Annotated in this window: 21 protein-coding genes; 11 read left to right on the forward strand and 10 right to left on the reverse strand. The window is 69.4% G+C overall.

Annotation, left to right across the window (positions count from 1 at the left end; genetic code table 11):
- Positions 1-71: 71 nt before the first annotated feature.
- The 3 genes from ACO2Q2_RS08710 to ACO2Q2_RS08720 all read right to left on the reverse strand — a co-directional run bounded on the left by ACO2Q2_RS08710 (position 72) and on the right by ACO2Q2_RS08720 (position 2,583).
- Positions 72-731: a thiol:disulfide interchange protein DsbA/DsbL gene (locus ACO2Q2_RS08710; protein ID WP_423255374.1), complete on the reverse strand. Its 660-nt coding sequence runs from the start codon at positions 729-731 to the stop codon at positions 72-74.
- A 72-nt stretch (positions 732-803) separates the two neighbouring features.
- Positions 804-1,706: a thiol:disulfide interchange protein DsbA/DsbL gene (locus tag ACO2Q2_RS08715; protein WP_423255375.1), complete on the reverse strand. Its 903-nt coding sequence runs from the start codon at positions 1,704-1,706 to the stop codon at positions 804-806.
- A gap of 91 nt (positions 1,707-1,797) precedes the next feature.
- Complete coding sequence (locus tag ACO2Q2_RS08720) at positions 1,798-2,583, reverse strand: c-type cytochrome (RefSeq protein WP_423255376.1); 786 nt, start codon at positions 2,581-2,583, stop codon at positions 1,798-1,800.
- 112 nt (positions 2,584-2,695) lie between these two features.
- On the opposite strand from ACO2Q2_RS08720, the gene yihA reads away from it, so the two are divergent.
- On the forward strand, positions 2,696-3,337 hold the full coding sequence (yihA, locus tag ACO2Q2_RS08725; protein ID WP_423255377.1) for a ribosome biogenesis GTP-binding protein YihA/YsxC: 642 nt from the start codon (positions 2,696-2,698) through the stop codon (positions 3,335-3,337).
- 212 nt (positions 3,338-3,549) lie between these two features.
- Here the strand turns inward: yihA and ACO2Q2_RS08730 are convergent, their stop codons facing one another.
- On the reverse strand, positions 3,550-4,044 hold the full coding sequence (locus tag ACO2Q2_RS08730) for a GAF domain-containing protein (RefSeq protein ID WP_423255378.1): 495 nt from the start codon (positions 4,042-4,044) through the stop codon (positions 3,550-3,552).
- A gap of 94 nt (positions 4,045-4,138) precedes the next feature.
- On the opposite strand from ACO2Q2_RS08730, the gene bioD reads away from it, so the two are divergent.
- From bioD to dcp, 3 genes are all read left to right on the forward strand, one after another.
- Positions 4,139-4,819 (forward strand): dethiobiotin synthase, encoded by a 681-nt coding sequence (gene bioD, locus ACO2Q2_RS08735; protein WP_423255413.1) that lies wholly within the window; start codon positions 4,139-4,141, stop codon positions 4,817-4,819.
- A gap of 84 nt (positions 4,820-4,903) precedes the next feature.
- Complete coding sequence (locus tag ACO2Q2_RS08740) at positions 4,904-5,257, forward strand: hypothetical protein (RefSeq protein ID WP_423255379.1); 354 nt, start codon at positions 4,904-4,906, stop codon at positions 5,255-5,257.
- Positions 5,258-5,364: 107 nt separating this feature from the next.
- The gene (gene dcp, locus ACO2Q2_RS08745) at positions 5,365-7,563 is read left to right on the forward strand and encodes a peptidyl-dipeptidase Dcp (RefSeq protein ID WP_423255380.1); all 2,199 of its coding nucleotides are present in this window, start codon (positions 5,365-5,367) and stop codon (positions 7,561-7,563) included.
- Positions 7,564-7,767: 204 nt separating this feature from the next.
- On the opposite strand, the gene ACO2Q2_RS08750 is transcribed toward dcp, so the two are convergent.
- The 4 genes from ACO2Q2_RS08750 to trxA all read right to left on the reverse strand — a co-directional run bounded on the left by ACO2Q2_RS08750 (position 7,768) and on the right by trxA (position 12,568).
- Positions 7,768-9,135 (reverse strand): glutamate--cysteine ligase, encoded by a 1,368-nt coding sequence (locus ACO2Q2_RS08750; protein ID WP_423255381.1) that lies wholly within the window; start codon positions 9,133-9,135, stop codon positions 7,768-7,770.
- Positions 9,136-9,246: 111 nt separating this feature from the next.
- Positions 9,247-10,017, reverse strand: coding sequence for a hypothetical protein (locus ACO2Q2_RS08755; RefSeq protein ID WP_423255382.1), 771 nt, complete (start codon positions 10,015-10,017; stop codon positions 9,247-9,249).
- A 277-nt stretch (positions 10,018-10,294) separates the two neighbouring features.
- A complete protein-coding gene (gene rho, locus ACO2Q2_RS08760) occupies positions 10,295-12,091 on the reverse strand; it encodes a transcription termination factor Rho (protein ID WP_423255383.1) in 1,797 nt (598 codons plus the stop codon).
- Positions 12,092-12,241: 150 nt separating this feature from the next.
- On the reverse strand, positions 12,242-12,568 hold the full coding sequence (gene trxA, locus ACO2Q2_RS08765) for a thioredoxin TrxA (RefSeq protein WP_423255384.1): 327 nt from the start codon (positions 12,566-12,568) through the stop codon (positions 12,242-12,244).
- A gap of 441 nt (positions 12,569-13,009) precedes the next feature.
- Here trxA and ACO2Q2_RS08770 point away from each other — a divergent pair, with 441 nt between their 5' ends.
- From ACO2Q2_RS08770 to rpoH, 6 genes are all read left to right on the forward strand, one after another.
- The gene (locus ACO2Q2_RS08770; protein ID WP_423255385.1) at positions 13,010-14,734 is read left to right on the forward strand and encodes a DEAD/DEAH box helicase; all 1,725 of its coding nucleotides are present in this window, start codon (positions 13,010-13,012) and stop codon (positions 14,732-14,734) included.
- A gap of 81 nt (positions 14,735-14,815) precedes the next feature.
- A complete protein-coding gene (locus ACO2Q2_RS08775) occupies positions 14,816-15,514 on the forward strand; it encodes a cell division ATP-binding protein FtsE (RefSeq protein ID WP_423255386.1) in 699 nt (232 codons plus the stop codon).
- A complete protein-coding gene (gene ftsX / locus ACO2Q2_RS08780) occupies positions 15,511-16,500 on the forward strand; it encodes a permease-like cell division protein FtsX (protein WP_423255387.1) in 990 nt (329 codons plus the stop codon). Before ACO2Q2_RS08775 ends, ftsX begins: the two co-directional genes overlap by 4 nt.
- Before the next feature lie 156 nt (positions 16,501-16,656).
- Positions 16,657-17,502: a response regulator gene (locus tag ACO2Q2_RS08785; RefSeq protein ID WP_423255388.1), complete on the forward strand. Its 846-nt coding sequence runs from the start codon at positions 16,657-16,659 to the stop codon at positions 17,500-17,502.
- The gene (gene ung / locus ACO2Q2_RS08790) at positions 17,499-18,224 is read left to right on the forward strand and encodes a uracil-DNA glycosylase (protein ID WP_423255389.1); all 726 of its coding nucleotides are present in this window, start codon (positions 17,499-17,501) and stop codon (positions 18,222-18,224) included. The genes ACO2Q2_RS08785 and ung overlap by 4 nt, the downstream gene beginning before the upstream one ends.
- Before the next feature lie 179 nt (positions 18,225-18,403).
- Positions 18,404-19,267, forward strand: coding sequence for an RNA polymerase sigma factor RpoH (gene rpoH, locus ACO2Q2_RS08795; RefSeq protein WP_423255390.1), 864 nt, complete (start codon positions 18,404-18,406; stop codon positions 19,265-19,267).
- Between the two features lie 242 nt (positions 19,268-19,509).
- Here the strand turns inward: rpoH and tal are convergent, their stop codons facing one another.
- Both tal and ACO2Q2_RS08805 read right to left on the reverse strand, forming a co-directional pair.
- Positions 19,510-20,463, reverse strand: coding sequence for a transaldolase (gene tal / locus ACO2Q2_RS08800; protein WP_423255391.1), 954 nt, complete (start codon positions 20,461-20,463; stop codon positions 19,510-19,512).
- Between the two features lie 69 nt (positions 20,464-20,532).
- Positions 20,533-22,701, reverse strand: coding sequence for a primosomal protein N' (locus ACO2Q2_RS08805; protein ID WP_423255392.1), 2,169 nt, complete (start codon positions 22,699-22,701; stop codon positions 20,533-20,535).
- Positions 22,702-23,619: 918 nt separating this feature from the next.
- On the opposite strand from ACO2Q2_RS08805, the gene ACO2Q2_RS08810 reads away from it, so the two are divergent.
- Complete coding sequence (locus ACO2Q2_RS08810) at positions 23,620-25,047, forward strand: MATE family efflux transporter (RefSeq protein WP_423255393.1); 1,428 nt, start codon at positions 23,620-23,622, stop codon at positions 25,045-25,047.
- The last annotated feature ends 5 nt before the right edge of the window (positions 25,048-25,052 follow it).

Consider the following 25,052-nt stretch of genomic DNA (forward strand, 5'->3'; position numbering starts at 1 on the left):
CGGAAACGGCGAGCATGCCGCGCGGCGCGTGAACACCGCGACAGCCGCGGCGTCCGAATGCGTCGCGGGGATTACTTGCCGGCCAGCTCGCGCTTGACCAGCCACTGGGTCATCGCGGCGAGCTGGTCGAAGCTGTGCACGTTGGCGCTGCGGTACTTGCCGTCCACCACGATGGTCGGTGTGCCGGTGACGCCCCACTTCTGGATCAGCGCCAGGTCGCTCTTCATCTGCGCGGTGACCGCGTCCGACGTGGCGATGCGCATGAACTCGGCGCGGTCCACGCCCTGGCGGGCGTAGAAGTCGGCCAGGTCGTCGAGCGTGTTGAGCGGATAGTTCTGCTCGAACTTCTCCTTGAACAGCTCCAGGTGGGTGCGCTCGACCACGCCGAGCTTCTTCGCCGCGTAGTAGGCGCGGGCGAACGGCAGCCACTCGGCGCTGAACGGCGCCGGCACCAGCTTGAACGCCACGCCCTTGGGCAGCGCGGCGCGCAGCTTCTCGGCGATGGGCGCGAAATGCGCGCAGTGGATGCAGCCGTAGGAGAACACCTCGACCACCTCCACCTTGCCCTCGGCGCTGTAGCGCTGGGCCGGGCCGGGCAGGGTGACGTATTCGTTGCCCTCGGTGTAAGGGGCGGACGGGTCGGCGCCGGCACCGGCGGTACAGGCGGTGGCGAGCAGCAGCCCGCCCAGCAGGGCGAACAGGCGCAGGCGGCGGGACAGGGGCTTGAGCATGGATCGACTCCGGTGCACAGAGGGGCAGCGATGCAGGACCGCGGCGAGCGGCAAAGGTGCCACGGCGGACACTTACTTGCCGGCCGCTTCCTTCGCCGCGAGGTACTTGGCCAGTTCCACCATCTGCGCGTAGCCACCCGCGCTGGGGCCGTCGATGCGGTACTTGCCGTCGATCACGAGGGTCGGCGTGCCTTCCACGCCGTAAGCCTTCACCAGCTGGTCCGCGCGCTTGACCTGGGTGTTGATGCTGAAGGAGTTGGCGACCGCCAGGAACTCCTTCGGATCGACGCCGTACCTGGCGTAGAACTTCGCGGCGTCGGCCAGCGTGGGCAGCTCGGACATCGGCTTCAGGCCCTGGCCGTCGGCGCGCTCGGAGCTCAGCTCCTTGCTCTTCCACACCGCGTCGTACATGGCATCGTTGGCCTTCTCGGCCACGCCCAGCGCCTGCGCGGTGAGGAAGGCGCGCTGGAACATCGGAAAATTCTCCTGCGGCATGAACGATACCGGCAGGTAGGCCATCACCGCATACGAGGGCAGGCTCCTGGCCAGTTCGTCGACCATCGGGTGGAAGGCGTTGCACGAAGGGCAGGCATAGGAGAACACCTCGGCCACCTCGACCTTGTCGGTGTTGCTGACCTTCGGCTGCGTCGGTTCGATGCGGAAATAGTTCTTGCCCTCGACCCACTTCGGGTCCTCGACGAACGCCGGGACGTCGGCCGGGACGTCGGCCGGGGCGGCCGGCGTGGTCGATGCGGTGGTGCCGGCGGCGGCCGGCGCGCTGCCCGATTCGGCCGGACTGCCGGCCGCCGCGGTGCTTGCCGTGGCCGGCGCCGGCGTGGCGGCGGCCGACGCCTGGACCGGTGCACTGGCGGAAGAGGACGGGGCGGAGGCAGCCGGCGCCGGGCTGTTGCTGTCGTGGCTGCACGCGGCGAGCGTGAGCAGGGCGAAACACAGGATCGGCAGGCGCTTCAGCATGGGGAGGTTCCTTCGATTCGACAGCGGAAAAGCAACAGACGCAGGGGGCAAGACGACAACGCCGACCCGGAGGTCGGCGTGTGCTCGTCGATCAGGGCGCCGCCGCCGCCGCGGCGTCGCCGCCGTCGGCCGCATGCAGGCCTTCGATGTAGCTGGCCAGCGCGGTGATGTCCTTGGGTTCCAGTTTCCTGGCGATCGCCGGCATGATCTGCGCATGGGCGTCATCGCCCCACACGGTGCCGTCATGCCAGGACTTCAGCGTGGCCTCCACGTACTGCGCGTGCTGGCCGGCAAGCTGCGGATAGATCGCGCCGGGATTGCCGCGACCGTCGATGAGGTGGCAGGCCATGCAGGCCGGAATGCCGCGCCCGGCATCGCCTTCGCGGTAGAGCTTCTGGCCCAGCGCGACCAGCGCCTCGTCGGCCACGCCCGGGCGCGACTGCTTGGCGGCGAAGTAGGCGCCGATGTCGTGCATGTCCTGCTCGGAGAGCGGCGCGGTCATGCCGAACATGATCGGGTTCTGCCGCTTGCCGTCCTTGAAGCTGGTGAGCTGGCGCGCGATGTACGACTCGTGCTGGCCGGCAAGCTTCGGATACTGCGGATCGGTCGAGTTGCCGTCGATGCCGTGGCACGCGCCGCACGCGGCGGCCTTGCCCTGGCCGGCCGTGGCGTCGCCGGGCTTGACCGCGGCGGTCGCCGCTTCGGCCGGCGCTGCTGCCGCAGGTGCCGCTGCGCTGGCCGCCGCTGCCGGCGCCGCGCTGGAGGCAGCGGCGGGCCTGGCGTCCTGGGCCGTCACCGCGCCGGCGGACAGCGCGAAGGTGAGGGCGACGGCCGCCCCAAGCACAGCGTGCCGAAAATCGGCGGGCCGAAAACTCATACACTTGTCTCCTGAAAGACTGCAAATGCTGCCGTGAAGCCGCCGCGCGGCCTGCCTTGGGCAGAAACCGCAGAATTATCGCCGTGCCACCCTGACCGGTCAAACCATTCCCATGCCTCCCAATCCGCTGCAGGGCGCGCAGTTCGTGCTCGCTGCCCACCGTATCAGCCAACTGCCCGCCGACCAGGGCGCGGAGGTGGCGTTCGCCGGCCGCTCCAACGCCGGCAAGTCCAGTGCGCTCAATGCACTCACCGGCCATCGCGGCCTGGCGCGCACCTCCAAGACACCCGGCCGCACCCAGCAGATGGTGGCGTTCTCGCTGCCGCCGCTGCCGCCGGTCGACGGCGAGGCGCCGTTCGACGCGCGCCTGATCGACCTGCCCGGCTACGGCTACGCCAAGGTGCCGGAGGATCTGCGCGCGCACTGGAAGACCGAGATCGACGCCTATCTGCATCAGCGCCGCAGTCTGCGCGGCGTGGTGCTGATCGCGGACATCCGCCATCCGCTGAAGGAATTCGACCGGATGATGCTGGACTTCTGCTTCGCCACCGCGCTGCCGTGCCACCTGCTGCTGACCAAGGCCGACAAGCTCTCGCGCAGCCAGGCGATGCAGACGGTGGCGGCGATGCGCCGGCAGTTCGTCACCGAAGGGCGCCAGGCCACCGTGCAGGGTTTTTCCTCCAGCGCGCCGAGCGGCGTCGACGAGGCACGCGCGCGCGTGCTCGAGCTGCTGCGCCGACCGCGCGCGGGCTGATTCGCAAGAATCCCTAGCAGCCTGTCGGGCTTTGCTCGGCCGGGCTGCGAATCCGTCTGCGCGGTCCCTGTTTCCGCCGCCTCGCCGACCCATGGAACCACCATGGGCCGACGAAACGTCGAAAATCGTCCTCGCACAGCCGACTTCTCGCCTCGACCAGCAAAGCCCGACAGGCTGCTGGCGACACTATGCCGCTGCGCGGTCGCGGGCGATCAGGCGGCCTCGACCGCCTGCATGAACACCGCGCACAGCGCTTCCATGCCGACGCGATCCTCGTCGTCGAAGCGGCCGGCGAGCGGGCTGTCCACGTCCCACACGCCGAGCAGGCTGCCGTCGGCCTGCACCAGCGGCACCACGATCTCCGAGTTCGACGCCGAGTCGCAGGCGATGTGCCCGTCGAACGCGTGCACGTCCGCCACCAGTTGGGTCTGCCGCGTCTGCGCCGCCGTGCCGCACACGCCGCGGCCGAGCGCGATGCGGATGCACGCCGGCTTGCCCTGGAACGGGCCGACCACCAGCTCGCTGCCGTCGTAGAGATAGAAACCGGCCCAGTTGAGGTCGGGCAGGCTGTGGAACAGCAGGGCGCTGAAGTTGGCGGCGTTGGCGATCAGGTTGCGCTCGCCGGCCAGCAGGCCGCGCGCCTGCTCCACCAGCTCCTGGTAGTGCTCGCGCTTGCTGGCGTGCGCGTGGGTAGCGATTTCGAACATGCGTGGGCGTCCGGCGGCAAAGCGCCTATTATGCGCCGCGCTGCCCGAGGAGGCTTTTGATGTCGCTGTCCGTTTTTTCGGCACGGTGCCGGCACTGATGCGCGCGGCCGTGTTCATCGCCGGCACCGATACCGGCATCGGCAAGACCCACGCGTCGTGTGCGCTGCTGCATGCGCTGCGTGCCGCCGGTCACGATGCGGTGGGCATGAAGCCGGTGGCCAGCGGCTGCGAGAGCACGCCCGACGGCCTGCGCAACGAGGATGCGCTGGCGCTGCAGGCGGCCGGTCCGGCCGGCGTGCCGTATGCGCGGATCAATCCGCTCACCTTGCGCGATCCGCTCTCGCCGCATCTCGCCGCCGCGCGCGACGGCGTCACGATCGCCCTGCCGCCGCTGGCCGAGGCGTTCGCCCGCTTGCGCGCGCAGCATGCGCCGGTGGTGGTGGAGGGCGTCGGCGGCTGGCGGGTGCCGCTGGCGCCGAGCCTGCTGGCGTCGGAGCTGCCGCGCGCATGGGGGCTGCCGGTGATCCTTGTCGTCGGCCTGCGCCTGGGCTGCCTCAACCATGCGCTGCTCAGCGCGCGGGCGATCGTCGACGACGGCTGCGAGCTGCTCGGCTGGATCGGCAACCGCATCGATCCGGCGATGGCGGCGGCGGAAGAGAATCTCGCCACGCTGCGCGCACTGCTGCCGGCCCCCTGCCTGGGCGTGCTGCCGCACGGCGAACCCCCGTCGTCGGCCGCGCGCCATCTCGATGCCGCGCTGGCGGCGCTGGCCTGATGATCTGCCCGGGCTGGCCTTCACGCGCCGTGCCGGCCGTGGATGCTTTGATGCGCGACCCGATGTTTCCCCATGGAGAGGCCCATGCCGCAACGCAACCACTACTACCTCGCCATCGATGACCTCGCCCACGCGCGCGGGCCGGTGGAGTCGCTGAGCTACGATGGCGTCGGCCCGAACGACTTCGCCGCGGCGCTCACCGAGGCGCTGCGCACTCCGCAACTGTTCGAGCGCTGGCGCGCCAGGCAGGAGGATCCCGATGACGTCGACCCCGCGCTCGGCGTCACCGACGCCGCCGCCGAGGCGCGCGCCACGGTGGACGACATGCAGCGTGTGTACGTCGATCTGGTCACCTCGCTGCCGATGAGCCTGGTGCGCCACCGGCTCAGCCTGCTGATCGGCAGCCACTGGACGCTGCGGGACATACGCGCGGCCTGAATTTGGCGCGCTGCGGCTTGGAAGCGTCGCCCCGGCACCGGTACAGTCGAGGGCTGCCGCATTCAAGCGCCCGGTCGTCGGGCGCGCGCTTCGAAGGGGAACCCCGCATGCTCCGACTCCGCACCCTCGCCATGGCCACCAGCATCGCCCTCGCCGCCTGTTCGCAGCACGGCAACGAACCGGCCAAGTCCGCCGCCCCGGCCGCGCCCGCGCCGGCCAAGGCCGCCAGCACGGCCGCCGCGGCGCCGTTCACCGACGCCAACCCGTTCGCCAAGGCCAGCACGCTGGACTACCAGGCGCCGCCGTTCGACAAGATCACCGACGCCGACTACCAGCCGGCGATCGAGGAGGGCATGCGCCGGCACCTGGCCGAGATCGAGGCCATCGCCAACAACGCCCAGCCGGCCACCTTCGACAACACCTTCGTGGCGATGGAGAAGTCCGGCGCGCTGCTCAGGCGCGTGATGGCGGTGTTCGACGCGGTCACCGGCGCCAACACCGACGACACCCTGCAGAAGGTGCAGGAAGAGGAGGCGCCCAGGCTGGCCTCCCACCAGGATGCGATCTACCTCGACAGCAAGCTGTTCGCGCGGGTGGAGTCGGTCTACAACCAGCGCGCGTCGCTCAAGCTCGATCCCGAATCGCTGCGCCTGGTCGAGGTGGTCTACCGCAACTTCGTGCACCATGGCGCCAAGCTGTCCGACGCCGACAAGGCCAAGCTGAAGGACCTCAACAAGGAAGAGTCGACCCTCAGCACCCGGTTCACCAACACCCTGCTCGCCGCCACCAAGGACGGCGCGCTGGTGGTGGACGACAAGGCCAGGCTGGCCGGCCTCTCCGACGGCGACATCGCCGCCGCGGCGCAGGCGGCCAGGGACCGCGGCCTCGACGGCAAATGGGTGATCGCGCTGCAGAACACCACGCAGCAGCCGGCGCTGCGGGATCTGGCCGATCGCGCCACCCGCGAGGCGCTGTTCAAGGCGTCGTGGGACCGCGCCGAGCACGGCGGCGCCAACGACACCCGCGCCATCATCGAGCGCATCGCGCAGATTCGCGCCGAACAGGCCAAACTGCTGGGCTTCCCGAACTACGCCGCGTGGAAGCTCGAAGACCAGATGGCCAAGACGCCACAGACGGCGATCACCTTCATGCAAAACCTGGTGCCCGCCGTCACCGCCCGCGCCGAGCGCGAGGCGAAGGACATCCAGGCGGTGATCGACCGGCAGAAGGGTGGCTTCAAGGTGCAGGCCTGGGACTGGCAGCACTACGCCGAGCAGGTGCGCAAGGCGAAGTACGACCTGGACGAGAACCAGATCAAGCCGTACTTCGAGCTGGACAACGTGCTGCAGAACGGCGTGTTCTACGCCGCCAACCAGCTCTACGGGCTCACTTTCAAGGAGCGCAAGGACATCCCCGTCTACCAGCCGGACGTGCGCGTGTTCGAGGTATTCGACAAGGACGGCAAGTCGATGGCGCTGTTCTACTGCGACTACTTCAAGCGCGACAACAAGGGCGGCGGTGCGTGGATGAGCAACTTCGTCGACCAGTCGAAGCTGCTGGGCACCAGGCCGGTGATCTACAACGTGGCCAACTTCACCAAGCCGGCCGCCGGCCAGCCGGCGCTGCTGTCGTTCGACGACGTGATCACCATGTTCCACGAGTTCGGCCACGCGCTGCACGGCCTGTTCGCCGACGAGCAGTACCCCACGCTTTCCGGCACCAGCACCGCGCGTGATTTCGTCGAGTTCCCGTCGCAGTTCAACGAGCACTGGGCGACCGATCCGAAGGTGTTCGCGCACTACGCGATCAACTACAAGACCGGCAAGCCGATGCCGCAGGCGCTGGTGGACAAGCTCAAGAAGGCCGGTACCTTCAACAAGGGCTACGACATGACCGAACTGGTCTCGGCCGCCCTGCTGGACATGGGCTGGCACACCCTGCCGGCCGATGCACCCAAGCAGGACGCCGACGCGTTCGAGGCCAAGACCCTGAAGGACGACAAGATCGACCTCGGCTACGTGCCGCCGCGCTACCGCTCCAGCTACTTCCAGCACATCTGGGGCAACGGCTACGCCGCGGGCTACTACGCCTACCTGTGGACCGAGATGCTGGCCGACGACGGCTTCGAGTGGTTCAAGGAGCACGGCGGCCTGACCCGCGCCAACGGCGACCGCTTCCGCGCCATGATCCTCTCGCGCGGCAATACCGAGGACCTGCAGAAGATGTACGAGGCGTGGCGCGGCAAGGCGCCCAGCGTGGAGCCGATGCTGATCGATCGCGGCCTCAAGGACGCGCCGAAGAAATAAGCCGGCGCGTCATCTCCTCCGTAGGAGCGCACCCTGTGCGCGAATGCTTCTGGTCTTGATGTCGATCAGGAGCAAAAGCCTTCGCGCACAGGGTGCGCTCCTACGGCAAGCGGGAACGATGGATGGTCGGTATTCGCTGTTGAAAAGCGCCTCCCGCTTGCGCGGGAATGACGTCTCGGCGCAGTCGGGTTCGCGCAGGGCTGGTCAGTAGGCAAACTCGCGGAACACCGGGTCGACGCTGCCGCCCCAGGCGCCGTGGAACAGCTCCAGCTTGCGTTCGGCCGGGGTCTGGTTGGCCTCGACGATCTCGATCAGCGGCTGCAGGAAGATGCGCTCGTCCGCGCCGCCGGCGTTGAGGCGGGCGCGACGCTTGAGGCCGTGCGCGGCGATCTTCAGCGCCTCGCGCGCCAAGTCGCGCACGCTGCCGCCGCGGAACGGCAGCTTCAGCGCGTGCTTCGGCACGCCATCACGCAGGGCGTGGCGCTCGGCGTGGGTGAAGTCCTTGACCAGATCCCAGGCCGCGTCCAGCGCCTCGTCGTCGTAGAGCAGGCCGACCCACAGCGCGGGCAGCGCGCACAGCCGGCCCCACGGGCCGCCGTCGGCGCCGCGCATCTCCAGGTACTGCTTCAGGCGCACCTCGGGGAAGGCGGTGGTGAGGTGGTCGGCGTAGTCCTTCATGGTGGCGCGGGTGCCCGGCAGGGCGGCCAGCTCGCCGGCCATGAAGCGCTTGAAGTCCTGCCCGGCCAGGTCGATGTACTTGCCGTCCTGGTAGCTGAAGTACATCGGCACATCGAGGATGTAGTCGACGTAGCGCTCGTAGCCGAAGCCGTCGGCGAACACGAAGTCGAGCATGCCGGTGCGATCGGCGTCGGTGTCGGTCCAGATGTGCGAGCGGTAGGACTGGTAGCCGTTGGGCCGGCCCTCGGTGAACGGCGAATCGGCGAACAGCGCGGTGGCGATGGGCTGCAGCGCCAGGCTCACGCGGAACTTTCGGATCATGTCCGCTTCGCTGGAGAAATCCAGGTTGACCTGCACGGTGCAGGTGCGGGTCATCATGTCCAGGCCGAGCGCACCGACCCTGGGCATGTACTGGCGCATGATCCGGTAGCGGCCCTTGGGCATCCACGGCATCTGCTCGCGCGACCACTTCGGCTGGAAGCCCATGCCGAGGAAGCCCAGGCCCATGCCGTCGGCGATCGAGCGCACTTCGGCGAGATGGGCGTTCACCTCGCTGCAGGTCTGGTGGATGGTTTCCAGCGGCGCGCCGGAGAGCTCGAGCTGGCCGGCCGGTTCCAGCGTGATGTTGGCCTTGTCGCGGATGAGCGCCACGGGCAACTCGCCTTCGCGCGCGATTTCCCAGCCATGCTGTGCGGCGATGCCCTCCAGCAGGGCACGGATGCCGCGCTCGCCTTCGTACGCGGGCGGCCGCAGGTCGTCGGTGCGGAAGCCGAACTTCTCGTGCTCGGTGCCGATGCGCCACGCCTCGCGCGGCTTCTCGCCGGCGGCGAGGTAGTCGACCAGCTGCTGGCGACCTGCGATGGGCGTGCTCTTGACGGCGCTGGGGATGGACACGGGCACGGCCTCGCTGAGTGAGTCACCGACTATGGAGGCGTCACGCGGCCGCGAAAAGGGGTTGACGGAAAATTTTTGTACGAGGCGGTACAGGTGCAGGCCGGGCCGACCTCAGTGAGAGTCGTAGGCCGGGCAGGCCAGGCGTTGCAGCAGTGCACCGGGCAGGTGCCGGCGGCGACCGATGCTGGCCAGCGTGGCGCCGGGCTTGCGGATCAGCCGGTCGTCCGCACAGGCATCGGCGCCGTGGTCGAGCAGGTGTTGCACGATCTCAGCGTGGCCGCCGATGACGGCCGTGGTCAAGGCGTCGCCCACGCCGGGAGCCTCCCGCGCCATGGTGTTGGCGTGATGGCGCAGCAGCACGTCCAGCGTGGCCACGTCGTCGCACAGGGCAGCCAGCGGCAGGGCCGGACCGACGAGGTTCCCGCTATTGCCCATGAGGCCGGCCGACTGGAACGCCGCCACGGCCTTGGGGCCGAAACGCGGATCGTGTGCCATGTCGCTCACGGTCTGCTGGTAGAAGCCGCTCTTGAACGGCGGCAGCCGCACCGGTGCATCCGCATCGGCGCCATCGGCCAGCAGGCCATCGACCACGGCGGGTCGGAACGTATTGGCGGCGGTAATCATGGCGACCTGACGCCAATGCGCCTGCTCGTGCGGCGGCAGTGCGGCAAGACCTTGCCGCACCTGCGGCAGCTTGCCGTCGATGGCGTCGAGCATCACGGCGGCCACAGCGGGCGGTGCGTCGTAGAGATCGTGTTGCCAGAGTTCGCGGACCGCGGGCATCGTTTGCCGGCAGAGGTTGGTGGTGGGGACCGGCTCCTGGGCGAAGGCGGGCTGCATCACGTAAAGCGCGCAGGCGAGCAGGGCGAGACGAGTGAGCATTCCGTGTTTCCTCGCATCAGGTATCGCCAGCATGGAACCTGTCGCAAGCCGCGGCAAGCGGAAACGACAAGGCAGGCGCGTGGCCGGCCTTGGTGCGGTGGATGGGTGGTGCGTCGGGGCCAGAGCCTGTGCTGGATACCCGGAATGGACTGTCCTGCCCTTTCCGGGCTCGCCGGTTTCGGGCATGGCCCGAAACCGGCTCCCGCCGCTCGATCTCGATGCGATCGAGCGGCGAGCGCGCCGTCCGTGGCGCGCTGAGGGCTGGCTCAGCCAGCCCTCAGCGCTTCATCGAGTTGAAGAACTCGTCGTTGGACTTGGTGCTCTTCATCTTGTCGAGCATGAACTCCATCGCGGCCAGCTCGTCCATCGGGTGCAGCAGCTTGCGTAGGATCCAGATCTTGGCCAGCAGGTCCGGGTCGATCAGCAGGTCCTCGCGGCGGGTGCCGGAGCGATTGATGTCGATGGCCGGATAGACGCGCTTCTCGGAGATGCGGCGGGACAGGTGCACTTCCATGTTGCCGGTGCCCTTGAACTCCTCGTAGATCACTTCGTCCATCTTGCTGCCGGTGTCGGTCAGCGCGGTGGCGATGATGGTCAGGCTGCCGCCTTCCTCGACGTTGCGCGCGGCGCCGAAGAAGCGCTTGGGACGCTGCAGCGCGTTGGCGTCGACGCCGCCGGTGAGCACCTTGCCGGAGCTGGGCACCACGGTGTTGTAGGCGCGCGCCAGGCGGGTGATCGAGTCGAGCAGGATCACCACGTCCTTCTTGTGCTCGACCAGGCGCTTGGCCCGCTCGATCACCATTTCGGCCACCTGCACGTGGCGCACGGCCGGTTCGTCGAAGGTGGAGCTGATCACCTCGGCGCGCACGGTGCGGGCGATCTCGGTCACTTCCTCCGGGCGCTCGTCGATCAGCAGCATGATCAGGTGCGCGTCGGGGTGGTTGTAGGTGATCGCCTGGGCGATGTTCTGCAGCATCATCGTCTTGCCCGACTTGGGCTGGGAGACGATCAGGCCGCGCTGGCCGCGGCCGATCGGCGCCACCAGGTCGAGGATGCGGCCGGTGATGTCCTCGCTCGACCCGTTGCCGCGCTCGAGCTTGAATGCCTTGCGCGGGAACAGCGGCGTGAGGTTCTCGAACAGCATCTTGTTCTTCGACGCTTCCGGCGGATCGCCGTTGATGTCGTCGACGCGCAGCATGGCGAAGTAGCGCTCGCCTTCCTTCGGATGGCGCACGCGCCCGGTGATGTAGTCGCCGGTGCGCAGGTTGAAGCGGCGGATCTGGCTGGGGCTGACGTAGATGTCGTCGGGGCCGGCCAGGTAGCTCTCGTCGGCCGAGCGCAGGAAGCCGAAGCCGTCCTGCAGGATCTCCAGCACGCCCTCGGCCCAGATGCCGCCGCCGGAACGGGCGTGCGCCTTGAGGATGTTGAAGATCACGTCCTGCTTGCGCTGGCGCGCCACGCCTTCCTGGATGCCCAGCGACTCGGCGAAGGCCAGCAGCTGCGGTGCCTTCATGCGCTTGAGTTCGGTGAGGTTGATCAGGCGGTCGTTGCTGCCGACGTCGCCGGTCTCGTCGTCATCCATCGGCAGCCCGTTCGGGTTGCGCTGGCTGCCGCCCTGGCCGCCACGCTGGCCGCGCTCGTGGCGGCGGCGGCGGCCCCGGTCGTTGCGGTCATTGCGATCGTTGCGCCTCGCCTCGCCGTTGCCGCCACCCTGTCCACCCTGGCTCTGTCCGCCTTGGCTGCCGCCCTGCGACGGTGGGTTGGCGCTGCCGCCCTGGCTCCCGGATGCGGGCGGATCCGCCTCGGCCGCCGGGCGGGTGTTGCCGTCGGCGGCGGGTGCGGTGCGCTCGACCGCCGCGCGCTCGTTGCCGCGATCCACCGGCAGGCTGTCCTGCTGGGGCGCCGGGGCCGGGCGCGGCGTTTCGCCGGCCCCGGGCGTTGCCGCTGCCTCGGCGGACGACTTCTCCGCTTTCGGCGCGGCGGCCTTGCGTGGCGCGCGCTGGCGCGGTTCGCCCGCAGGCCGGGACTCGGCGCCCGAGGCGTCGCTGGGTTCTTTGCTTTCGATATCGGACACGGGCAAACCTCGTGGGGGCGCCGTTGGTACAGGAGGGAGGGAGGACACGTTGCGCAGAACGCGCGGCGGAACAGGACTGTTCCGAACAGGCTGGAATCTAGCACCCGCCGCGCAGCGCCGTAAAGCGCGGCGGCGGGTGCGCAGGGCGCGTCAGAGCGCCTTGTCGATCATCTGGGTCAGCTGGCCCTTGCCGACGGCGCCGATCTGGGTCGCCTCGACCTTGCCGTTCTTGAACACCATCAGGGTGGGAATGCCGCGCACGCCGTAGGTGCGCGGCGTCTGCTGGTTCTGGTCGATGTTGATCTTGACCACCCGCAGCTTGCCTTCGTACTGCCTGGCCAGCTCGTCCAGCACCGGCGCGATGGCCTTGCACGGGCCGCACCACTCGGCCCAGAAGTCGAGCAGCACGGGGGTGTCGGACTTCAGCACTTCCTGCTCGAAGGCTGCATCGCTGACGTGGGTAATGAGTTCGCTCACCGGGGTTCTCCGAGGGTAGGCGGTGGGATGAGGGCGACCGCGCGGCCGGCATCGGCTACACTGGGGCGCCCATGAAGCGCGGGTCGTTCCGGACTTGGGGAAGCGCGATCGCCGTTGCGGCGTCCGCGCATTCCAGCCTAACTCGGGGCGCGATTCAAGCGATTCAAGGGCCCGGCCAGCGGGTGGTTCCGTTGACATAGGCAAGCCCCTTGCGCGGTGGCCTTACCGCCAGACGCCTTGCCTATGCCAGCGGAACCGCCGGTTCGGGCCGTTCCACTCCGGCGCTCGTCACGGTTCGTGTCGGCGGCCGCGCCAGCCTCAGCGGCCGGCGCGGCGCCCCACGCCTACTCCTCGCGCCGCATCCAACCACCTGTCCCAAGGCCGCGCGGCGGCGGGACCGGGCGAGCCGCCATGCGCCGCCCGCAGCGAAACTGGCCTCCCATGTCCGAAACCGTTCTCACCGATACCTTCTTCACCAACTTCGATCTGCATCCGCTGCTCAAGCAGGGTCTGGACGACGCAGGCTTCACCCGCTGCACGCCGATCCAGGAGCTGACCCTGCCGATGGCACTGGCCGGGCGCGACGTCGCCGGCCAGGCGCAGACCGGCACCGGCAAGACCTGCGCCTTCCTGGTGGCGCTGATGAACCGCCTGCTGACCCAGCCGGCCGCCGCCGACCGCAAGGATTCCGACCCGCGCGCGCTGGTGATCGCGCCGACCCGCGAGCTGGCGATCCAGATCGACAGGGATGCCCAGTCGATCGGCCGCCACACCGGCCTGCGCACGGCGCTGATCTACGGCGGCGTCGACTACGACAAGCAGCGCCAGCAGCTCAAGGACGGCTGCGACATCATCATCGCCACGCCCGGTCGCCTGCTCGACTACTACAAGCAGAACGTGTTCGGCCTCACCAGCGTCGAGGTGATGGTGATCGACGAGGCCGACCGCATGTTCGACCTCGGCTTCATCAAGGACGTGCGCTTCATCTTCCGCCGCCTGCCGGCGCGCGAGCAGCGCCAGGTGCTGCTGTTCTCCGCCACGCTGAGCCACCGCGTGCTGGAGCTGGCCTACGAGCACATGCACGAGGCCGAGAAGCTGGTGGTGGAGACCGACAACGTCACCGCCGACCGCGTGCGCCAGCTGGTCTACTTCCCCGCCAAGGAAGAGAAGATGCCGCTGCTGCTGAACCTGCTCGAGCGCACCCAGGCCGAGCGCAGCATCATCTTCGTCAACACCAAGGCCGCCGCCGAGCGCATCACCGAGCGCGTGAAGCGCCAGGGCTATCGCGTGGGCGCGCTGTCTGGCGACGTGCCGCAGCTCAAGCGCCAGAAGCTGCTGCAGCGTTTCCAGGAAGGCCAGCTCGACATGCTGGTGTGCACCGACGTGGCCGCGCGCGGCCTGCACATTCCCGCGGTCAGCCACGTCTTCAACTACGACCTGCCGCAGGACGCCGAGGACTACGTCCACCGCATCGGCCGCACCGCGCGACTGGGCGCCGAGGGCGATGCGATCAGCTTCGCCTGCGACCTGTACGCGATGAGCCTGCCGGACATCGAGACCTACATCGGGCAGAAGATTCCGGTCGCCTCGGTCGATCCGGAGTTGCTGGTGATGCCCAGGCCGAAGGCGATCGACGCGCAGTTCGTCGCCGACGCGGCGGCCGACAGCGCCGCGTTCGGCGACCGCGTCGAACCGCGCGAGGGCGACAAGGGCGCGCGCGGCAGCCGCAGCGGCAGCCGCGACGGCAAGCGTGAAGGGCGCGGCCCGCGTCCGCCGCGTTCGGCCGAGGCGCGCCCGCCGCGCGCCGCCGTCGCCGAGGCGGCAGTGGCTGCGGTGGTCGAGGTCGCCACGGCGAGCCCGGCCACCGCGCCGGACGGCACGCCCAGCGACGCCACTGGCGCGCCGCGCAAGCGCCGCCGCCGCGGCGGCCGCGGCCGCCATCGCCGTGACGGCGAGGGGGCTCCGGCCGAAGCGGGCGCCGCGGCGCAGACCAATGCCCCGCGCGACGAGCGTCGTCCGCCGCGCGAGCGCCGTCCGTCCAGCGATGTTGCCGGCACGCGGCCGTCGCGTCAGGTGACGGTGCAGTCCGGCATGCCGGCCGTGTCGGCCGCGTCGAAGAAGCCCGGCTTCTTCCGTCGCCTCACGCGTCTTTTCACCGGCCGCTGAGCATGGGCCGAGGGTGGGCCCCGCGCGCGGCGCGGGGGCTCACCTTGCCGCGCGCATCCCGTATCCTTACCGCTGGATGGGATGGCAACGTCGGGGAACGCGGTGATCCGCCTTGATCAGGTAAGCAAGCGCTATGACGGTGGCCACGAGGCGATCTCGCAGTTGTCGTTCGAAGTGGCTGACGGCGAGATGGCCTTCGTCACCGGCCACTCCGGTGCCGGCAAGAGCACGCTGCTCAAGCTGCTGGCGCTGATCGAGCGGCCGTCGCACGGGCAGATCCATCTCGACGAGCTCAATCTGTCGAAAGTCGGCCGGCGCGGCATTCCCGGCCTGCGCCGGCGCATCGGCATGGTGTTCCAGGATCATCGGCTGCTGATGGATCGCAGCGTGTTCGCCAATGTCGAGCTGCCGCTGGTGATCGGCGCGCTGGCCCCGGCCGAACGCGCCAGGCGCGTGCGCGCGGCGCTGGAGAAGGTCGGCCTGCTCGCCTACGAGCGGCAGCTGCCGGATAGCTTGTCCACCGGCGAGCAGCAGCGCGTGGGCATCGCCCGCGCCATCGTGGCGCGACCGAGTCTGCTGATCGCCGACGAACCCACCGGCAACCTCGATCCGCAGCTGGCGGTGGAAATCATGGGACTGTTCGCCGAGTTCCAGCAGGTCGGCACCACCGTGCTGGTGGCCAGCCACGACCTGCCGCTGATCAAGCGCATGCGCAAGCGGGTGATCGTGCTCGATCACGGCCGCCTGGTGGCGGACGTCGCCGCGCAGGAGGTGCTGTGAGCAAGCGCCCCGAACCCGCCGCCGCGGACGATGCCGCCACCGGCCCGCGCGGCGGCCGCCGCAGCGGATCGCGCCGGATCGCCAGCTGGAGCGAGCACCATCGCTGGAGCGCGGCGGCCAGCCTGCGCCGCCTGCTGGCGCGGCCGTTCGGCACCTTGATGACAGTGGCGGTGATCGGCCTGGCGCTGGCGCTGCCGCTGGCGTTCTACCTGCTGCTCGGGAATGTGCAGCGGATGGGCGATGCGCTCGGCCAGCGGCAGGCGATCAGCGTGTTCCTGCAACCGGGGCAGAGTGGGGCCGCGGCTCAGCTGATGGCCACCAGCGTGCGCGAGCGCGCCGATGTGGCCGCGGTAACGGTGAAGACGCCGCAGCAGGGCATGGACGAACTGGCCGCGATGCAGGGTTTCAGCGGCGCGCTGCACGCGCTGGACGACAACCCGCTGCCCTACGTCCTGCAGGTGATGCCGAAGGATGCGCTCGATGCCGGCGCCGTGCAGGATCTGGTCACCCAGCTGCGCGACCTGCGCGGGGTGGACATGGTGCAGGACAGCGGCAGCTGGCGGCAGCGGCTGGACGCGCTGCTCGGGCTGGGCAACCGCATCGTCGCGGTGCTGGCGCTGCTGCTTTCGCTGGCCGCCCTGCTGGTGGTCGGCAACACGGTGCGGGTGGACATCGCCAGCCGGGTCGAGGAGATCGGCGTGCTGCTGCTGATCGGCGCGAGTCGCCCGTTCGTGCGCCGGCCCTATCTCTACGCGGGCATCTGGTACGGGCTGTTCGGCGGCGTGCTGGCTTCGCTGCTGGCGGTGGCGATCGAGCTGTCGCTGGTGGCGCCGGTGGAGCAGCTCAACGCGGCCTATGCCGGGCAGCTCGAACTCGGCGCACTGCCGCTGTGGCTGCTGCTGGCCACGCCGCTGGCCGCCGCGGTGCTCGGCTGGCTGGGGGCGCGACTGGTCAGCGCGTGGCAGCTGCGGCGGGCGACGGTCTGATGCGCTGCATTCATGCATTGGTGATGGCGATCGCAGGCGCGACGGCGGGCGACGTTGCAGGATCGACGATTCCGGCGGAGCGCCGGGGATCGGGGCGGGAGAGGCGGTGATCGACGTGCGGACCTTGGCGGCAGCCGCCATGCGGGAATCGAGGCGATGAGCGGCGGCATCAGCGGCCGCAGCGTGGGCGAGGCGCCGCGCGTGCTGGTGGTCGACGGTTCGAAGGTGGTGCGCCAGCTGATCACGCGCGTGCTGGCCAGCGAGCTGCCGGCGGCCCAGGTGGTCGGTTGCGCCACCGGCGAGGAGGCGCAGCGCGAGCTGCAGTCCGGCGCGTTCGACTTCATCACGGTGGCGTTGCGCCTGCCGGACATGGACGGACTGGAGCTGGCTCGCTACGTGCGCGAATCGGCGCCGCAGGCCTACGTGCCCATCGTGGTGGTCTCCGGCGACGTGGACGACCGCCTGCACCGGCGCGCGCTGGGCGAGCACGTCACCGACTACTTCGACAAGTCGCTGGGCTTCCCGGCGCTGGGCGCGTTCATTCGCGGCTACGTGAGTCCGCAGGAAACCGCCTCCGGTACCGTGCTCTACGTCGAGGACAGCCGCGTGGTGGCGCTGGCGACCCGCCGCATGATGGAAAAGATCGGCCTCACCGTGCGCCACGTGGTGAGCGTGGAAGACGCGCTGGCGCTGCTGGAAGCCGATCGCGAGCTCGGCTGGGTGGGCGCCGACGTGGTGCTCACCGACGTCAGCCTGAAGGGCGAGCTGACCGGCGGCGACCTGCTCGAGCGCATCCGCACCGACTTCGGCTACGGCAAGGGACGGCTGCCGGTGCTGGTGATGACCGGCGACGAGAACCCGGCCAACCAGGCGGCCCTGCTCAAGGCGGGCGCCAACGACCTGGTCGAGAAGCCGGTGGAAGAACACCTGCTGATCACCAAGCTGCTGTTCCAACTGCGCATGGCGCAGCACCTGCGCTCGCTCAACGAGCCGCCGGCATGAGTGGCGAGCGCATCCGGCTGGAGGCCGGCTGGAAGACCCGCATCGGCGATTACCTCGAACGCCCGGAAATGCGCGCGCTGGCCGATTTCCTGCGCACGGAAAAACGCGCCGGCAAGGAGATCTATCCTCCGGGGCCGGAGATCTTCGCTGCGTTCGACCACACGCCGTTCGACGCGGTGCGGGTGGTGATCCTCGGCCAGGACCCGTACCACGGGCCGGGCCAGGCGCACGGCCTGTGCTTCTCGGTGCGTCCGGGCGTGCCGGTGCCGCCGTCGCTGGACAACATCTTCAAGGAAATCAGCCGCGACCTGGGCATCCCGCGGCCCGACCACGGCTGCCTCACGCCGTGGGCCGACCGCGGCGTGCTGCTGCTCAACGCGGTGCTGACCGTGCAGCGCGGCCAGGCCGGTTCGCACCAGGGCAAGGGCTGGGAAGGCTTCACCGACGCGGCGATCGAGGCGCTCAACCGCGAGCGCGAGGGTATCGTGTTCCTGCTCTGGGGCAGCTACGCCCAGCGCAAGGGGCGGCTGATCGACACCCGGCGCCATCATGTACTCACCGCGGTGCATCCCTCGCCGCTCTCGGCCCATCGCGGTTTCATCGGCTGCGGGCACTTTTCGGCCGCCAATGCCTGGCTGCAGCGGGAAGAGATGACGCCGATCGACTGGTCGCTGCCGCCGCGGGCGGCGCTGGCAGACGGAGCCGGGCTTCACACAAGGTGAATGTCCAACGCGGAGAATGCTGCGCCTGCCCCGGCCGACTGGATTTCCTGTCGGCCTTTCTGTACCATTCGGTTCAATAAGTCGACGCGGCGGCCATCTCCCGCGCCGGAACTTTGTGCCGGCTTTAGCACTCCAAACAACCGAGTACTAAGCTGCTCCCCATTCAGGAGGTTTCGTCCATGTCCCAGGCCTTGGTCACCGCCAACATTCCGGTACCCAACCTCGTTGGTAGTCTGGATGCCTATATCTCGGCGGTGCACCGCATTCCGGTGCTCAGCCAGGAAGAGGAGCAGGCGCTGTCGCGCCGCTACCTCGAAGAAAACGACCTGTCGTCGGCCAGGAAACTGGTGATGTCGCACCTGCGTTTCGTGGTGCACGTGGCCCGCGGTTACTCGGGCTACGGTCTGCAGCTCGGCGACCTGATCCAGGAAGGCAACATCGGCCTGATGAAGGCGGTCAAGCGTTTCGACCCCGACCAGGGCGTGCGCCTGGTGAGCTTTGCCGTGCACTGGATCCGTGCCGAGATGCACGAGTTCATCCTCAAGAACTGGCGCATCGTGAAGGTCGCCACCACCAAGGCGCAGCGCAAGCTGTTCTTCAACCTGCGCAAGAGCAAGAAGCGCCTGGGCTGGATGAACGCCGAGGAAGTACGCACGGTGGCGAAGGATCTGGGCGTGCCCGAGGCGACCGTGCGCGAGATGGAATCGCGGCTGTCCGGTCGCGACGTCGGCTTCGAGGCCCCCGTCGATGCGGACGAAGACGCCAAGCCCGCGCCGGCCGCATTCCTGGTGGACGATGGTGCCGATCCGTACGACAACGTGTCCGACGCCGATCACTCCGACAACCAGCTCGAAACGCTGTCGGCCGCGCTGGAGAAGCTGGACGGCCGCTCGCGCGACATCATCCAGCGCCGCTGGCTCAACGACGACAAGGCCACGCTGCAGGATCTGGCCGACGAGTACGGCGTGTCGGCCGAGCGCATCCGCCAGGTCGAGGCCAATGCGATGAAGAAGATGCGCGGGCTGTTTGCCGCCACGGCCTGATCGACGCGTCATCAGCAGCAAGCAAAAAACGGCCCCGCGAGGGGCCGTTTTCGTTGCTGTCGGGCGTTTTCGCCAGCAGCCTGTCGGGCTTTGCTGATAGAGGCGAGAAGTCGGCTGTGCGAGGCGAGGACAGATTTTCGACGTTTCGTCGGCCCATAGTGGTTCTATGGGGCAGCGAAGCGGCGGAAATATGGACCGTACAGCCGGATCCGCAGCCCGGCCGAGCAAAGCCCGACGGGCTGCTAGAGCCTGGCAGCCAGCAGCTTTTCCAGCTTCACCTGGTCGGCGGCGAACTTGCGGATGCCGTCGGCCAGCTTGTCGCTCGCCATCGCGTCCTGGTTATGGCCCCAGCGGAAGGCCGGCTCGCTGAGCGGCGCCGGATGCGGCTCGCGACGGCCAGTGTCCTGGAGTGCGCGCGGCAGCGGATCGTGGCTGGCGTCGAGCTTCTCCAGCAGCTCGGGGCTGATGGTGAGACGGTCGCAGCCGGCCAGTGCGCGGATCTGCCCCGCGTTGCGGAAGCTCGCCCCCATCACCACCGTCTCGAAGCCGTGGCGCTTGTACCAGTCGTAGATGCGGCGTACCGACTGCACGCCGGGATCCTGCTCGGGCTCGAACGATGTCGCGTCGGTGTTGGCCACGTACCAGTCCATGATGCGCCCGACGAACGGCGAGATCAGGAACACGCCCGCCTCGGCGCAGGCCACCGCCTGCTCAAACGAGAACAGCAAGGTGAGGTTGCACTGGATGCCATGCCGTTCCAGCTGCTCGGCGGCGCGGATGCCTTCCCAGGTGGAGGCGATCTTGATCAGGATCCGGTCGCGCTTCACGCCGGCGTCCTCGTACAGCCCGATCAGCCGCTCGGCCTTGGCGATGGTCGCATCGGTGTCGAAGGACAGTCGCGCATCGACCTCGGTCGACACCCGGCCCGGCACCAGGTCGAGGATCTTGCGGCCGACCGCCACGGCGAGATGGTCGCCGGCGTCGACGATCTGCTGCTCGCGGTCGTGGCTGCGCGACTTCGCCCACGTCAACGCCTCGTCCAGCAGCGGCGCGTAGGCGGGAATGCCGGCGGCCTTGAGCAGCAGCGAGGGATTGGTGGTGGCGTCGACCGGCTTGTAGCGGGTGATCGCCTCGATGTCGCCGGTGTCGGCGACCACGGTGGTGTACAGGCGAAGTTGTTCGAGCTGCGATGCCATGGGGGCCTCCTGACTGTCAGCCGACAAGTATAGGCGGCAGGGGTGGCGATCCCGTGAGCGCTGCGTGGTTCAGTACAGGTCGATCGGATCCACATCGAGCGACCAGCGCACGCGCCGCGCGGTCGGCAGCTGGCCGAGCCCGCGTTGCCACGGGCGCGCCACCGCATGCAGCTGCGCGCGGCTGGACGCTTCCAAGAGCAGTTGTCCGCGGTGGCGGCCGGCACGCAGCGCCATCGGCGCCGGCATCGGGCCGGCCAGTTGCAGTGCATGGTCGGCCGGCAGCGCGGCGGCGGCGGCGGCAAGGAAGGCGTCGACTGCGCTGCGCTCGTGCGCATCGGCGCGCAGCAGGATCTGGTGGCTGTACGGCGGCAGCGCGGCCTGCTCGCGTTCGGCCAGCAGCGCCCTGGCGGCGGCGCCGTAGCCGTGCGCCAGCAGGCTGCGCAGCAGCGGATGGTCCGGGTGATGGGTCTGCAGCAGCACGCGGCCGGGCTTGGCCGCGCGCCCGGCACGTCCGGCCACCTGCACCACCAGCTGCGCCAGCCGCTCGCCGGCGCGGAAGTCGATGCTGTGCAGGCCCTCGTCCACGCCCACGATGGCGACCAGGGTGAGGTTGGGCAGGTCGTGGCCCTTGGCCAGCATTTGGGTGCCGACCAGGATCGCCGGCGCATCCGCACGCAGGCCGTCCAGCAGGTGCTCGAAGGCGTCGCGGTGACGGGTCGTCTCGCGGTCGATGCGCAGCACGGGGACCTCGGGGAACAGCGCGAGGAGCGCTTCCTCCAGCCGCTCGGTGCCCTGGCCCTGTGGCCACAGCGCGCCGGCACCGCAGGCCGGGCACGCCGACGGCACCTTGCTGCGATAGTCGCAGTGATGGCAGCGCAGCTGGCGCTGTCCCGCGTGCAGGGTGAGCGGCCGCTCGCAGCGCGGACAGTCGGCGTGCCAGCCGCAGGCGTGGCACAGCAGTACCGGTGCATAGCCGCGGCGGTTGCGGAACACCAGCACCTGCTCGCCGCGCGCCACCGTGTCGCGCACCGCCGCCTGCAGCGCGGGCGACAGGCCGTGATCGAGGTGCTGCGAGCGCACGTCGACGATCTGCACCTGCGGCGCATGCACGGCGGCGGGACGGGCGCGCAGGGCCAGTGCGCGGTAGCGCCCGGCCGCCACGTTGGCCAGCGACTCCAGCGACGGCGTGGCGCTGCCCAGCACGATCGGCACACCCAGCGCGCGGGCGCGCACCAGGGCGAGGTCGCGCGCGTGATAGCGGAATCCCTCCTGCTGTTTGTAGGCCGCGTCGTGCTCCTCGTCGACCACGATCAATCCGGCCTGCGGCAGTGGCGTGAACACCGCCGAGCGCGTGCCCACGATCACCCGCGCCTCGCCGCTGCGGGCGCGCAGCCAGGCGCGCGTGCGCGCGCCCTCGGCGAGGTTGGAATGCAGTACTTCCACCGCCACGCCGAGGCGGTCGCGCAGCCGGCGCAGGGTCTGCGGCGCCAGGCCGATCTCCGGCACCAGCAGCAGGCTCTGCTTGCCTTCGGCCAGCGCCTGCTCGATCAAGGCGAGATAGACCTCGGTCTTGCCGCTGCCGGTGACACCGTCCAGCAGGAACGGCTGGAAACGGCCACGCTCGGCCGCGATCGCGGCGACCGCCTGCCGTTGTTCGGCGCTGAGCGGCAACGGTGCGCCGGCCGGCATGGCCGCGGCCACGGCCGTGTGGCGTTCGATCAGTCCGGCCGGCGCGAGGCGGCGGGCGGCCGCGCGCCAGGACGGCAGCCGTTCACCCAGGGTGTCGGCACGCTGCGGGCCATCGGCCAGCAATTGCAGCAGCAGGTGACTGGCGCCGCGCCGGCTGCCCGCATCCAGCGCGCTGCGGCCGGTCGTGGTGAGTTGCCAGTACTCCTCGCGCGTGTCCGGCCACGGGCGCGGCTCGCGCAGCGCCAGCGGCAGCGCGTTGGCATAGGCCTCGCCCGGCGCCGCCAGCCAGTAGTCGGCGGCCCAGGCCAGCGTCTGCATCAGTTCGCCGTCCAGCAGCGGGGCCGGATCGAGCACCTCGGCCACCGGTTTGAGCCGGCCTTCGGCCACGCTCGCCGCAGCCGCGGGATCGACCACGATGCCCACCCTGCTGCCACGTCCGAACGGTACCCGCACCCGGCTGCCGGCCTGCGGCTCGCCACTGGCGGGCGGCAGGTAATCGAACAGGGTGGGCAGGGGCACCGGCAGGGCGACACGGACGACGGTGGGCATGGCTACCTCGCGGGCCGGTCAGTGTAGCGGCCGGGCCGGGAGCCTGTCGGGCTTTGGTCGGCCGGGCTGCAAATCGGGCGGCGCGAGGACAGATTTTCGCCTCGACCAGCAAGGCCCGACAGGCCCCCGGATACGCGGGCCTGCTGCCCGCGGCGGCATGCTTTCGTCCGCCTCCCGGCGCGACGCCGCGTTGGACTCGCTTGCTGTACCGGACTCTAGGAAACCAGGGTAAGTGACGTCTCGTCGGCCCTTTTCGGCCTTATCCACAGTTGCTGTGGATAACTCTGTGGATGCGACGGGGAAGGGCGGGCTTCAGCCCCGGCGTGACGCCCTCCGCGACGCCATGGGCAAGTTTTAACCATGCTGAAATATCTTTTCATATCAACAAGTTGAAATTTCATGCGAACCCGCTTCATCGACCTGCCACAGACCGTGCGATCCGGTTGACACTCCGATGACGCTGTGCAAAACCCCTGGGCCGATCCGGCGATGGACCCCCTGCACCCGCGGTAAAATGTGATGGAGTTCACATTCCATGGCGAGTGGCATCCGATCCGGCAGCACGGCCATGTTGGTGTGGTCACGCACGGCCACGAGCACATGCGGCGTGCCGTCCGGTTGAACGCGCAGCGCCGCTCTGCCGGCGCGAACGCCCGTGCCGATGACCGCTGCCTGCCGCGCCTAGCAGCCTGTCGGGCTTTGGTCGGCCGGGCTGCGAATCCGTCTGTGCGGTCCCTATTTCCGCCGCTTCTTGGCCCATAGCACCATTATGGGCCGGCGAATCGTCGAAAATCTGTCCTCGCACAGCCAAATTCTCGCCTCGACCACCAAAGCCCGACAGGCTGCTAGAGGATGCTAGAGGATCGTCAAGCAGGTGACGCCCCACTAGAATGCCCGACCCTGTCGACTGTTTCCGCCATGAACGCCTTCCGTCCCGATCGCGCGCGGGTCGCGCACGAGATCGGTGCCACCGTGCGCCTCGCCCTGCCGCTGATCGCCGCCCAGCTGGCGGCGATCGGCTCCAACGTGATCGACGCGCTGCTGTCGGGCCACTACAGCACCCACGTGCTCGGCGCGGTGGCGGTGGGCACCAACGTGTGGTCGCTGGCGATCGTCACCGGCATCGGCCTGATGATGGCGGTGCCGCCGTCGGTGGCGCAGTTGGACGGCGCCGGCCGTCGGCATGCGATCGGCGCGGTGTTCCGCCAGGCGCTGTGGCTGGCGCTGATCACCGGCGTGGGGCTGTGGTTCGCCGTGCGTCACGCCAGTCCGCTGTTCGCATGGATCGGCGTGGCGCCCGACCTGCGCGAGGACGTGGGTGCGTTCCTGCAGGCGATCAGCTGGGGTGCGCCGGCGCTGACCGGCTACTTTGTCCTGCGCGGGCTGTCCGAAGGCCTCTCGCTGACGCGGCCGTCGATGTTCTTCAGCCTCGGTGGCCTGGTGCTGCTGGTGCCGCTGGGCTACGTGTTCATGTACGGCAAGCTCGGCCTGCCGCCGCAGGGCGCGCGTGGCTGCGGCATGGCCACCGCGCTGGTGCTGTGGCTGGAGCTGATCGCCTTCGCCATCTACGTGCTGCGCCACCGCAACTATCGCGGGCTGGGATTGCTCGACCACTTCGAAGGCCCCGACTGGCGCCGCATCGGCGAGCTGCTGCATGTCGGCGCGCCGATGGCGGTCAGCCTGCTGGCCGAGGCCGGGCTGTTCGTCGCGGTGGCGCTGGGCGTCAGTCGGCTCGGCGACGAGGCGGTGGCCAGCCACCAGGTGGCGCTGAACGTGGCCTCGCTGTTCTTCATGATCCCGCTGGGGCTGGCGATGGCGATCACCGTGCGGGTGGGCAACGCGGTCGGTCGCGGCGATGCGCGCGGCGTGCGCTATGCCGGCTTCTGCGGCATCGGCCTCAGCCTGGTCACCCAGCTGGTGTCGGCGGCGGTGATGTTCGGCGTGCCGCACTGGATTGCCGGGCTGTATACCGACCAGGCCAGGGTGGTGGGTCTGGCCGCGCAGCTGCTGTTGCTGGCCGGCGTGTTCCAGTTTTCCGACGGCATCCAGGTGGCTTCCAACGGCGCGCTGCGCGGCCTGAAGGACACCCGCGTGCCGATGGCGATCACCCTGTTCGCCTACTGGGGCGTGGGCATGCCAACGGGCTGGTGGCTCGCCTTCCACCAGGGACTGGGCGCGCGCGGCATGTGGATGGGGCTGATCGCGGGCCTGAGCGTGTCGGCGGCGATGCTGTTCACCCGCTTCTGGCGCAGCGCGTGGCGCCAGCGCTGGGTCAGGTCGACGCAGCCTGACGACCCACACATGACCGCGCCGGTGCAAGCCGGTACGCTGCCGATCGATCCGTAACCTTC

Source organism: Dyella sp. KRB-257, assembly GCF_049445995.1.
In the GTDB taxonomy this organism is placed as follows: domain Bacteria; phylum Pseudomonadota; class Gammaproteobacteria; order Xanthomonadales; family Rhodanobacteraceae; genus Dyella_A.